Annotated in this window: 10 protein-coding genes; 2 read left to right on the top strand and 8 right to left on the bottom strand. The window is 66.9% G+C overall.

Translation table 11 applies throughout. The features are described 5' to 3' along the window. Nucleotides 1-50: 50 nt before the first annotated feature. Complete coding sequence (locus ABIC90_RS21665; protein ID WP_354357723.1) at nt 51-353, top strand: hypothetical protein; 303 nt, start codon at nt 51-53, stop codon at nt 351-353. Here ABIC90_RS21665 and ABIC90_RS21660 read toward each other — a convergent pair. The 6 genes from ABIC90_RS21660 to oxlT form a co-directional block, all read right to left on the bottom strand. After that, nucleotides 350-658: a formate dehydrogenase subunit delta gene (locus tag ABIC90_RS21660; RefSeq protein ID WP_354357721.1), complete on the bottom strand. Its 309-nt coding sequence runs from the start codon at nt 656-658 to the stop codon at nt 350-352. The genes ABIC90_RS21665 and ABIC90_RS21660 overlap by 4 nt on opposite strands. 40 nt (nt 659-698) lie before the next feature. Continuing rightward, nucleotides 699-1,556: a formate dehydrogenase accessory sulfurtransferase FdhD gene (gene fdhD / locus ABIC90_RS21655; RefSeq protein WP_354357719.1), complete on the bottom strand. Its 858-nt coding sequence runs from the start codon at nt 1,554-1,556 to the stop codon at nt 699-701. 7 nt (nt 1,557-1,563) lie between these two features. Beyond that, nucleotides 1,564-4,443, bottom strand: coding sequence for a formate dehydrogenase subunit alpha (gene fdhF / locus ABIC90_RS21650; protein WP_354357717.1), 2,880 nt, complete (start codon nt 4,441-4,443; stop codon nt 1,564-1,566). Nucleotides 4,444-4,803: 360 nt separating this feature from the next. Further along, nucleotides 4,804-6,363 (bottom strand): formate dehydrogenase beta subunit, encoded by a 1,560-nt coding sequence (locus ABIC90_RS21645; RefSeq protein WP_354357715.1) that lies wholly within the window; start codon nt 6,361-6,363, stop codon nt 4,804-4,806. Then, nucleotides 6,360-6,860, bottom strand: coding sequence for a formate dehydrogenase subunit gamma (locus ABIC90_RS21640; RefSeq protein WP_436318234.1), 501 nt, complete (start codon nt 6,858-6,860; stop codon nt 6,360-6,362). Before ABIC90_RS21640 ends, ABIC90_RS21645 begins: the two co-directional genes overlap by 4 nt. Nucleotides 6,861-7,104: 244 nt before the next feature. Further along, nucleotides 7,105-8,451, bottom strand: a complete 1,347-nt coding sequence (gene oxlT, locus ABIC90_RS21635; RefSeq protein ID WP_354357713.1) for an oxalate/formate MFS antiporter — start codon at nt 8,449-8,451, stop codon at nt 7,105-7,107. Nucleotides 8,452-9,067: 616 nt separating this feature from the next. On the opposite strand from oxlT, the gene ABIC90_RS21630 reads away from it, so the two are divergent. Continuing rightward, the gene (locus ABIC90_RS21630; protein WP_354357711.1) at nt 9,068-9,241 is read left to right on the top strand and encodes a hypothetical protein; all 174 of its coding nucleotides are present in this window, start codon (nt 9,068-9,070) and stop codon (nt 9,239-9,241) included. 62 nt (nt 9,242-9,303) lie between these two features. Here the strand turns inward: ABIC90_RS21630 and ABIC90_RS21625 are convergent, their stop codons facing one another. After that, nucleotides 9,304-10,251, bottom strand: a complete 948-nt coding sequence (locus ABIC90_RS21625) for a LysR family transcriptional regulator (RefSeq protein WP_354357709.1) — start codon at nt 10,249-10,251, stop codon at nt 9,304-9,306. 103 nt (nt 10,252-10,354) lie between these two features. Further along, complete coding sequence (gene pyk, locus ABIC90_RS21620; RefSeq protein ID WP_354357707.1) at nt 10,355-11,776, bottom strand: pyruvate kinase; 1,422 nt, start codon at nt 11,774-11,776, stop codon at nt 10,355-10,357. Between the last annotated feature and the right edge of the window lie 249 nt (nt 11,777-12,025).

The raw sequence follows: 12,025 nt of genomic DNA, 5'->3' as shown, positions 1-12,025 counted from the left end.
GGGCCGAACCCGGAGTTAACAATCGTCAACGCCTTCACCGAGGAGTGACGATGACAAATGATGGAGACAAGGGCGACCACAGCCCCGTGCACGACCGTCAGACGCATGACGCGCCGGCATCGCCACGGATCACCCTCGTGCGCAGCGCGCTGCATGCGGTGATCGCGGTCATCGCCCTCGCCGCGCTGGCCACCTCGATCCCGCATTGGGGCAGCGACAACTTCCCCGTTCTGAGCCTGGTGATCTACGTCGCGGGCATGGTGTTCATCGCGATGCCGCTGTGCCTTTGCTACGAGGCGCTGCTGAAGTCATACACAGAGCAGCAGCAAATGAGGCGCACCAGCCCCACCTAACCCGCGTCTCCCCCGCCCTGCGGAAACTGCTCCTTCCTGTCGGCAGGCTCGCGCGGCCCGCCCGGCAGCAGGTTCGCGCGATGGCTGCGCACCGCCGACGCGACGATGGGCAACAGATGCGTTGCGGTGCCGCCTTCCAGCGCGCGGATCAGCTGCACGCGCATGCTCGGCGCCCAGAACGATTTGAGATGCGCCGCGATCGCATCGGTCGCCAGCGTCGCGTTGTCGGGCGACTGGGCCTGGAAGAAGGTGCCGATCTGGTTGGCCATCTTCACCAGTTGCGCCGTCGGATCGTGGTCTTGCATGCACTGCCTTTGAGGTAGGGGTAAATGCCGGTCGCCCGCATCAATGCGTGCGGCGAGCCGTTGTCGTGAGCGGCTGTCCATCCGCTTCCACGCGCTCCGGATGGCTGTAGGCCGCCAGGTCGTCCTTGCGCGCAAGGCCCACCAGCGTGAGCCGCGCGCGCTCGGCCGTGGCCACCGCGAACGAGGTCGGCGCCGACATCGTGGCCAACAGCGGCACGCCCGCCATCGCGGCCTTGTGCACCATCTCGAAACTCGCGCGGCCGGTGACGGCGATGAAGCCCGTCGATGCATCGACTTCGTTGTTCGCAAGCGCACCGATGAGTTTGTCGAGCGCGTTGTGGCGGCCCACGTCCTCGCGCAGCCACATCGCCTCGCCCTGGGCCGAGCACCATGCGGCCGCATGCACCGCGCCGGTGGCCTGCTGCAAGGTCTGCAGCGATTGCAGTTGCAACATGCCACGCGCAATGGCCTGGCAATCGAAGGGCGCGGGGTCGGCCAGCACCGGCAGTTCGCGCGACACCTGCGCCAGGCTTTCGGTGCGGCCCGAGAGCGTGCGGCGCCGGTGCTCGAGCCGCGCAAAGGCAGCGCTCGCTACCTCCATCCGAACCGTGATGCCGCGCCCGGACGGCACCGTCTGCACCGAATAGAGCTCGTGCGCCGCGTCCAGGATGCCTTCGCCCAGCGCAAAGCCGAGCGCGAGGTCTTCCAGGTCCAGCGGCGTCGCGAGCATCACCGCATGCGAGACGCCGTTGAACTCCAGCGACACCGGCACTTCCTCGGCCACCCAGTCCTGCACCGCGTAGGCCTGGCCGTCGCGCACGCCGTGCACCGGCAGCAGCAGCGCGCCTTCGCAGAAGGTGTCGGCGCCATCGGCGGCCGGCAAGGTGGCGATGTGCATGGATGGCCTACTTGGCCGGCACCGTGTCGTGCCGCTTTTCCTGTGGCAGCGCGCCGGCGGTCGCCAGGTCGATCTGCGTCTTGTTGAAGCGGCTGTACTCCTGCTGCCAGGTCGAGGGCTGCATCACCGGCATCACCTGCACGGCCGTCACCTTGTACTCGGGGCAGTTGGTGGCCCAGTCGGAGTTGTCGGTGGTGATGACGTTGGCGCCCGACTCGGGGAAGTGGAAGGTGGTGTAGACCACGCCCGGCTGCATGCGCTCGGACACCGTGGCGCGCAGCACCGTCTCGCCCGCGCGGCTCTGGATGCCCACCCAGTCGTCGTCCTTCACGCCGCGTTCCTCGGCGTCGTGCGGATGGATCTCCAGCCGGTCTTCGCCGTGCCACTGGTTGTTGTCGGTGCGGCGCGTCTGCGCGCCCACGTTGTACTGCGAGAGGATGCGCCCGGTGGTCAAGAGCAGCGGGAACTTGCGCGTGACCTTCTCGTCGGTCGCCACGTACTGCGTGACGATGAAGCGGCCCTTGCCGCGCACGAAGGTGTCGATGTGCATCGTCGGCGTGCCCTCGGGCGCACCGTCGTTGCAGGGCCACTGGATGCTGCCGAGTTCGGCCAGGCGCTTGTAGCTCACGCCGCTGAAGGTCGGCGTGAGCGAGGCGATCTCGGCCATGATGTCCTCGGGGCTCTTGTAGTCCATCGGATAGCCCAGCGCCTGCGCGAGCTTCACCGTGATCTCCCAGTCGGCCAGGCCCGCCTTCGGCGGCATCACCTTGCGAACGCGCGAGATGCGGCGCTCGGCGTTGGTGAAGGTGCCGTCCTTCTCGAGGAACGACGAGCCCGGCAGGAACACGTGGGCGTACTTGGCGGTTTCGTTGAGGAACATGTCCTGCACCACCACGCATTCCATCGCCATCATGGCCGCCGCCACGTGCTGCGTGTTGGGGTCGGACTGCACGATGTCCTCGCCCTCGCAATACAGGCCCTTGAAGCCGCCGCCGATGGCCGCCTCGAACATGTTGGGAATGCGCAGGCCCGGCTCCGGATCGATGGTCACGCCCCATGCGGCTTCGAAGGAAGCGCGCGTCGTGCTGTCCGACACATGGCGGTAGCCCGGCAGCTCGTGCGGGAACGAGCCCATGTCGCAGGCGCCCTGCACGTTGTTCTGGCCGCGCAGCGGGTTCACACCCACGCCTTCGCGGCCGACGTTGCCGGTGGCCATCGCGAGATTGGCGATGCCCATCACGGCGGTCGAGCCCTGGCTGTGCTCGGTCACGCCCAGGCCGTAGAAGATCGCGCCGTTGGCGGCGCTCGCGAACAGGCGTGCGGCGGCACGCATCTCGGCGGCCGGCACGCCGGTGGCTTTTTCGGTGGCCTCGGGCGATTGCTCGGGCTGCGCCACGAAGTCCTTCCATGCGGCGAACGAGGCGGTATCGCAACGCTCGGCGATGAAGGCGTCGGCCGTGAGCCCTTCGGTCACGATGACGTGCGCGAGCGCCGTGACCACTGCCACGTTGGTGCCGGGCTTCAACTGCAAGTGGTGCGCCGCCTTCACGTGCGGCGACTTCACGATGTCGATGCGGCGCGGGTCGACCACGATCAGCTGGGCGCCCTGGCGCAGGCGCTTCTTCATGCGCGAGGCGAACACCGGGTGGCCGTCGGTCGGGTTGGCGCCGATCACCATGATCACGTCGGCCTTTTCCACCGACTTGAAGGTCTGCGTGCCGGCCGATTCGCCCAGCGTCTGCTTCAGGCCGTAGCCCGTGGGCGAGTGGCACACGCGGGCGCAGGTATCGACGTTGTTGTTGCCGAAGGCCGCGCGCACCAGCTTCTGCACGAGGTAGGTTTCCTCGTTGGTGCAACGCGAGGAGGTGATGCCGCCGATGGAGTCCTTGCCGTACTTGGCCTGCAGGCGCTTGAACTCGCCGGCGGCGTAGTTGAGCGCGGTGTCCCAGCTCACCTCCTGCCACGGGTCGGTAATGCTCTTTCGGATCATCGGCTTGAGCATGCGGTCCTGGTGCGTGGCATAGCCCCAGGCGAAGCGGCCCTTCACGCACGAATGGCCTTCGTTGGCCTTGCCGTCTTTCCACGGCGTCATGCGCACGACCTCGTTGCCCTTCATCTCGGCCTTGAAGGCGCAACCCACGCCGCAGTAGGCGCAGGTGGTGATGACGCTGTGCTCCGGCTGGCCGAGCCAGATCACCGATTTTTCTTGCAGCGTGGCGGTGGGGCAGGCATCGACGCAGGCGCCGCAGCTCACGCATTCCGATTCCATGAAGGCTTCGTCCTGCCCCGGCGACACGCGCGACTCGAAGCCGCGGCCGCTGATGGTCAGCGCGAAGGTGCCCTGCGTTTCCTCGCAGGCACGCACGCAGCGATTGCAGACGATGCACTTCGACGGGTCGTAGCTGAAGTACGGGTTCGACTCGTCCTTCTGGTCCTTCAGGTGGTTGGCGCCGTCGAAGCCGTAGCGCACGTTGCGCAGGCCGGTGACGCCCGCCATGTCCTGAAGTTCGCAGTTGCCGTTGGCCGAGCAGGTGAGGCAATCGAGCGGATGGTCGGAGATGTAGATCTCCATCACGCCCTTGCGCAGGTCCTGCAGCTTGGGCGTTTGCGTGCGCACCTTCATGCCGGCTTCGGCCGGCGTGGTGCACGAGGCCGGAAAGCCTTTGCGGCCCTCGATCTCGACGAGGCACAGGCGGCACGAGCCGAAAGGCTCCAGGCTGTCGGTGGCGCAGAGCTTGGGCACGTTGATGCCGGCGTCCACGGCCGCGCGCATCAGCGAGGTGCCCGCGGGCACGGTGACTTCGTTGCCGTCGATCTCCAGCGTCACTTCGCGCGTGGATTCGCGCTTGGGGGTGCCGTAGTCGAGTTCTTTCAGATGGTTCAACATGTCTCGTTCTTTCTCTCGTTGCGGCTGGGCGTGTGCTTGCTTCCGTTGCGGTTGCCGTTGCAGTTCAGGGCGCGTGCACAGATCACCGGGTACTCCCCTCCGCGAATGTCCCCCGGGCTTCGCCCTCCTCCTTGATTTCGCTGCGGGGAGCACCCAGTGCTCTGTGCACCTGGGCACGCTGCGGGTGCTTCGCTGAGCCGCAACCGCTCCGCACAACGATCACGCCGATGGGGTGCCTTGCGCAGCGAAATCAAGGAGGAGGCCGCTGGCCGGGGGACATTCGCGGAGCAATGCACCCCGTCGGCGTGATCGCGCCCTGAATGCCCCCAGCTGCGTGAAACCAGAAAGCAGGCAAGCATTTCAGGCAGCCTTGCGATCGGGCACCACAAGACCGAAATCCTCCGGAAAGTGGTCGAGTGCGGACAGCACCGGGAACGGCGTCATGCCGCCCATGGCGCACAGCGAGCCGTGGACCATGGTGTTGCACAGGTCGCGCAGCAGGATGACGTGTTCCACGCGCTTGTTGTCCGCGCGGATCTTGTCGATCACCTCCACGCCGCGGGTCGAGCCGATGCGGCACGGCGTGCACTTGCCGCACGACTCGATGGCGCAGAACTCCATCGCATAGCGCGCGAGCTTCGACAAATCGGCCGTGTCGTCGTGCACCACGATCCCGCCGTGGCCCACCGTGCCGCCCACGGCCGCGTAGGCCTCGTAGTCCAGCGGCAGGTCCCATTGCGATTCGGGCAGGTAGGCGCCCAGCGGCCCGCCGACCTGCACCGCCTTGATCGGCCGGCCCGAGGCGGAGCCGCCGCCGTAGTCGTACAGCAACTCGCGCAGCGTGACGCCGAAGGCCTTCTCGACCAGGCCGCCGTGCTTGATGTTGCCGGCCAGCTGCATCGGCAGCGTGCCGCGCGAACGACCGACGCCGAAGTCGCGATAGAACTCGGCGCCGCGCGCGAGGATCAGCGGCACGCTCGCCAGCGTGATCACGTTGTTGATCAGCGTCGGCTGCCCGAAGAGACCGGTGATGGCCGGCAGCGGCGGCTTGGCGCGCACGATGCCGCGCTTGCCTTCCAGGCTTTCGAGCAGCGCGGTTTCTTCACCGCACACGTACGAGCCGGCGCCCTTGCGCACTTCGAGCCAGAAGGTCTGGCCCGACCCGAGGATGTTCTCGCCCAGGAAGCCCGCGGCTTCGGCCGCGCGGATCGCCTCGTTCATCGTCGCGATGGCGTGCGGATATTCGGAACGGATGTAGACGTAGCCCTTGGTCGCGCCGGTGGCGATGCCCGCAATGGTCATGCCTTCGATCAGCATGAGCGGATCGCCCTCCATCGTCATGCGGTCGGAGAAGGTGCCCGAGTCGCCTTCGTCGGCATTGCAGACGATGTACTTCTGCGCGGCCGGCGTGGCCATCACGGTCTTCCACTTGATGCCGGCCGGGAAGGCCGCGCCGCCGCGGCCGCGCAGGCCCGAGTCGAGCACCTGCTGCACCACTTCCTCGGGCTTGAGGCCCAGCGCGCGGCGCAGGCCCGCATAGCCTTCGTGCGCTTCGTAGTCGGCGACGGACACCGGGTCGGTGATGCCCATGCGCGCGAAGGTCAGGCGCTCCTGCTTCTTCAGGTAGGGAATTTCTTCGACGAGGCCGAGCGACAGCGGATGCGTCTGCGCGCCTTCGGCGAAGCGGGCATCGAACAGGTCGGCCACATCGTCGATGGTCACCGGGCCGTAGGCCACGCGGCCTGCGGGTGTGCTCACCTCGACCATCGGTTCCAGCCAGAACAGGCCGCGCGAGCCGTTGCGCACCATGCCGAACGAGATGCCCCGCACCGCAGCTTCCTGCGCGATGCGTTCGGCCACGCGTTCTGCGCCGACCGCGAGTGCGGCCGAATCGCGCGGCACGTAAATCGTGATGCTCATGCGCAGTCTCCGTAGTGCGCCACCAGCGCATCGAACGAACGCGGCGTCATGCGCGCGTGCGGTTCTTCGTTGATCGTCATCGCGGGCGACGAGGCGCAGAGACCCAGGCAGAAGGCGGGCTCCAGCGTGAAGTTGCCGTCTTTCGAGTGGCCGTGCGCGCTGCAGCCCAGGCGCAGTTCCGCGTGGGCCAGCAGTGCATCGGCACCCATGGCCTGGCAAGCCTCGGCCCGGCAGATCTGGATCACGTGGCGCGCTGCGGGCGCGGAGCGAAAGTGGTGGTAGTAGGTGATGACGCCGTGCACCTCGGCGCGCGAGAGGTTCACGCCCTCGGCGATCGTGGTCACGGTGTGCGGCGGGATATAGCCCAGCGCGTCCTGCACGTCGTGAAGGATCGGGAGCAACGCACCCGGTTCTTCGGCGCGCTGCAGCAGCACTTGCCGCACTGCGGCCAGTTCATCGGATTCGCTCATCGTGGCGTGTAATCCCACTTCGTTCATGCGGCGCTCCTTACCGGGTTGTCATTCATCGTGGGTTCTGTTCTCCCGGCTTTTTCATCCTACGACCGAAACACGCTCGCAGACACTGCCGATTGCCCTAGGAAACAGGGCTGCTCGCGCCCTGGAAGCACTGTCGGGGAATACGGCGCGCGCGGCCTTGACGCAGGTCAATTTCCGGGAAACGAAGGCCTGTCGCGGCGGCCATCCGCTTCGCCCTCCACCGCGCGGCGGGAGCGCGCCGGAATCACTGCGCCAGCCGGCTCCGCTCGATGTGCTTGCGGCGCATCGGCCGCAACACGAACCAGGCCATCAGCGCCGCGATGGCATTGACCGCGCTCGCAACGATGAACACCGCGTGCCAGCTGCCGGTGGATGCGGCGAGCACGCTGGACAGCGGCACCAGCAGCGACGCCGTGCCCTTGGCGGTGTAGAGCATGCCGGCGTTGGACGCGGCGAACCTGGAGCCGAAGGTGTCGGCGCAAGTCGAAGGGAAGAGGCTGTAGATCTCGCCCCAGGCAAAGAACACCATGCCGGTCAGCACCACGAAGAGCACGGGGTTCTGGCCGTAGTGGTACAGCGCCAGGATGCCGACCGACTCGATCGCGAAGGCGATGAACATCGTCTGTTCGCGGCCGATCTTGTCCGACACCCAGCCGAAGAACGGCCGCGTCAATCCGTTGAGCACACGGTCGATGGCCAGCGCGAAGGTCAGCGCGGGCAGCACCAGGCCCATGATGTTGACCGGCACGTCCATGATCTTGAAGTCCTGTGCAATGGGCGCGAGCTGCGCGGTGGCCATGAGGCCGCCCGCGGCCACCATGACGAACATCGCGTACATCACCCAGAAGATCGGCGATCGCAACACCTCGGAAGGCGCGTAGTCGCGCTGCGACTGCTGCACGTTGCGGCTGTTCGAGGCCTTCGCATGGTCGGGCGCGCGCGTGAGCAGCCAGGCCAGGGCGAAGACGATCACGCCCTGGCCGATGCCGAAATACAGAAAGGCCGACTCGTAGCCGCTGTTCTTGATCATCACGGAGATGGGGATGATCGTGAGCGCCGAGCCCGCGCCGAAGCCCGCGGCGGTCATGCCCGCCGCCAGGCCCCGCCGGTCGGGGAACCACTTGAGCGCATTGCCCACGCAGGTGCCGTACACCGCGCCCGCGCCGATGCCGCCGACCGCCGCTGCCAGGTAGAGCATCGGCAGCGACGCGGCAAAAGAGTTCATCACCCAGCCCAGGCCGCAGAGCACGCCGCCCACGAGCACCACGGGGCGCGGGCCGAAGCGGTCGACCAGATAGCCTTCGATGGGCACGAGCCAGGTTTCGGTGAGCACGAAGATGGTGAAGGCGACCTGGATCGCGGCGCGGCTCCAACCGTGTTTTTCGGCGATGGGATTGACGAAGAGGGTCCAACCGTACTGGAGGTTGGCGATCATCGCCATGCAGACGATGCCGATGAGCAGCTGGCCCCATCGGTAGGCCTCGGATCGTTTGACTGTGGCGGCGGCGGGGGTGGTGGTGCCGTAGCTGGAATCCGTGGGGGGATACATCGCTGGGCTGGAGCCCGCAATGGTGTGAGTAGGCCGAGTCATGGCGTTGTCCTTAATGTTTTGATGAGCAGACGGTCTCGGGGAAACGACGCAGTCAGCCAAGCGAAGACCCGGAGATCGATCACTTGTTTTTGCGCGACGATGACTGTCGGACGGCACGACTCAAAAACTCTTGACCGCAGTCAAGTTCACACGAATAGCGGGTTGCTTGCGGTGTTGGGGTTTGGCGCTGCTGTTGTTCGAGGTGACGACCGCGCCGACGGTGTACTCCCCTCCGCGAATGTCCCCCGGCCCTGCGGGCCTCCTCCTTGATTTCGCTGCGGGGAGCACACCATCGGCGCGGTCGTTTTCAGAGCGGTCATTGATCAGCGATGCACTCGCAGCGTGTCCAAGTGCACAGAGCACAGGGTGCTCCTCGCAGCGAAATCAAGGAGGAGGGCGAAGCCCGGGGGACATTCGCGGAGGGGAGTACCCGGTGATCTGTGCACCCGCCCTGAACAGCAGCATCTCCACACACGCAAAAACCCACATCGACCAAAAGAAAAAATTGACCCAGGTCAAGAAACCGGAAATCAGTGTTTGCATCGAGCTAGGGTTAACCCGAAAATTGCGGGTATTCCCCTCAGTCTTTTTGATTCAAACCATTCGGAGCACACCCATGAGCAACACCGCACTCGATGCCCCCGCAATCCGCAACGCAACCCCTTCCACCGCCCACGACAGCGCACTGCAAGAGCTGGCCGCCGCCATGCCGATCGTCATCATGTACAAGGCAGCGCGCGCGGCGCTCGTGCAGCACCGCAAGAGCATTCGCAGCGCACTGACCCGCTGATCGCCAATCGCCGGTGGCCCCGGCCCACGCAACAAGGAGCGCTTCATGCGCTCTTTTGTTTTTCAGGGGTGCGATGCCGGCGCTGCAAGTGGTTTGAACGGCACGATCTGCGAGATCAGCGATGCGCCGTCGCTCAGCAGAAAGTCCTTGAAGGCCTGCGCCACCGGCGGCAGGCGCTTGGTGCGGCGGTGCACCACGTACCAGTTGAGCATCAGCGGAAAGCCCTCCACATCGAGCACGCACAAGCTGCCGGCCTTCAGCTCCTGGCTGATGGTGTGGGCCGACACAAAGCTCACGCCCATGCCCGCGATGACGGCCTGCTTGATGGTCTCGGTGCTGCGGATCTCCATCGCGATGTTGATGTGTTCCAGCTCGCGGCCGAAGCCGTCTTCCATCGAGTGCCAGGTGTCGGATGCCTTCTCGCGCACCACGAAGGGCTCGCGCATCAGGCGCTTGAGCGGAATGCCCGGCACACCGACGAGCGGATGCGTGGGCGCCACGACGATCACATAAGGGTGCGGCGCAAAGGCCTGGTTCGCGGTGTCCAGGTCGGTCGGCGGGCGCACCATGATCGCGAGGTCGGTGAGGTTGTCGGCGATGTGGGTGAGCAGGCCTTCGCGGTTGTGCACGGTGAAGTTCAGCGTCACGCCGCGATGGCGGCTTGCGAACTCCACCAGGAGGCGCGGAAAGAAGTAATCGCCCGCGCTGATCACACCCACATTCAATTTGCCGCCCGAGACGCCCTTGAACTGCATCATCGCGTTCTCGGCGGCCTCGAACTGCTGGATGATCGCGCGGCTGATCTGCAGCAGCTCGGCGCCCGCGGGCGTGAGAAAGATCTTCTTGCCGAACTGCTCGAAGAGCACGTTGCCGGCATGCTCCTCGAGCTTGGCGATCTGGATGGAGACGGCGGGTTGCGTGAGGTGAAGCTCCTCGGCCGCGCGCGAAAAACTCAGGAGCCGCGCGACGGCTTCGAAGACCTTCAACTGGCGCAGGGTGGCGTGCTTCATGGGGTTGGTTCAAAAAGCCGTTCGGGCTGAGCTTGTCGAAGCCTTGCGCGGCGCTTCGACAGGCTCAGCGTGAACGGTCGGTGGGGCTTCCACCTGATCGACATCAGTTCGGTATCCGCGCCACATGCAACAGGTTCGTCGTCCCCGACAACCCGAACGGCAGCCCCGCGACCACGACCACATCGTCTCCCGCCTTCGCAAAGCCCTCGGCCTGCGCGGTGCGAAGGGCGCACTCGATCATCTCGGCCACGTCGTGCACATCGTCCACCAGCGCCGCGTGCACGCCCCAGACCATCGCCATGCGGCGCGCGGCGGCGATGTCGGGCGTGAGGCTCAGGATCGGCACCGCAGGCCGCTCCCGCGCGGCGCGCAAGCTGGTGAAGCCCGACGAGGTGTAAGTGACGGTCGCGGCCGGCGCGAGCAGCGCAGCCACCTGCCGCATCGACGCACACACCGCGTCGGCCGTGGTCGACAGCGCGGCATCGTGCGTCGCATCGATGCCGGTGCGATAGGACGGGTCGGCCTCCACGCGGGCGACGATGCGGTCCATCATGCCGACCGCTTCGAGCGGGTATTTGCCCGAGGCCGATTCGGCCGAGAGCATCACCGCGTCCACGCCGTCGTAGATGGCGGTCGCCACGTCGGACACTTCGGCGCGCGTGGGCACCGGCGCGGCGATCATCGACTCGAGCATCTGCGTGGCCACCACCACGGGCTTGCCGTGCTGGCGGCAGGCGCGCACGATGCGGCGCTGCAGCTCGGGCACCTGCTCGGGCGGCAGCTCCACGCCCAGGTCGCCGCGCGCGACCATCACGCCGTCGGCAAGCGCGACGATGCCGTCCAGGTGCTCGATGGCCGCGGGCTTCTCCAGCTTGGCCATGATCCATGCGCGCTTGCCGATGATTTCGCGCGCCTCGGTGATGTCTTCGGGCCTTTGCACGAACGAGAGCGCGACCCAGTCCACGCCCATCGAGAGCCCGAAGTCCAGGTCGTCGCGGTCCTTGGGCGTGAGCGGCGAAATCGGCAGCAGCACGCTCGGCACGTTCACACCCTTGCGGTCGGAGATCGGCCCGCCGACGACGACGGTGGTTTCGGCAAAGTCGGCGCCGTGGCTCTCCACGCGCAAGCGCAGCTTGCCGTCATCCAGCAGCAGGTCGGTACCGGCCTGCAGCGCCGCGAAGATCTCGGGGTGCGGCAGCGGCGCGCGGCGGTAGTCGCCGTGGGTCTTGGTGTCCATGTCGAGGCGAAAGCGCCGGCCCGCCTCCAGCTGCGCGCGCCCGCCCTCGAAAGTGCCCAGCCGAAGCTTCGGGCCCTGCAGGTCGAGCAGCACGCCGATGGGCCGGCCGAACTCCTTTTCAAGCCGCCGGATCGCCTCCAGCCGGCGCGCATGGTCATGCTGCGAACCGTGGCTGAAGTTCAGCCGGAACACATCCACGCCGCACTCGAACAGCGCGCGAATGGCTTGCTCGTCTGGCGAGGCCGGGCCGAGCGTGGCGACGATCTTGGCGCTGCGTGTGCGTCTCATGGGTTGGCCTCCGAATCCGGCAGTTGCTCCCTCCCCCGCTGGGGGAGGGTTGGGGTGGGGGCACGGGGCGGTGGATACGGTCTCAGCGATGGAAAGGCCCGGGGGGGGGGGGGGGGGGGGGCCCCCCCCCGCGGGGGGGGGGGGGGGGGGGGGGGGGGGTGGGGGGTGGGGGGTGTGGGGGGGGGGGGGGGGGGGGGGGCGCGGGGAGAGTGCGAGGCGGGGAAGTGCCCAGGAGGATCCAGGGCGGGG

It is taken from the genome of Variovorax boronicumulans, assembly GCF_040544675.1.
In the GTDB taxonomy this organism is placed as follows: Bacteria; Pseudomonadota; Gammaproteobacteria; order Burkholderiales; family Burkholderiaceae_C; genus Variovorax; species Variovorax boronicumulans_D.
This window is presented reverse-complemented; position numbering and strand designations above follow the sequence as displayed.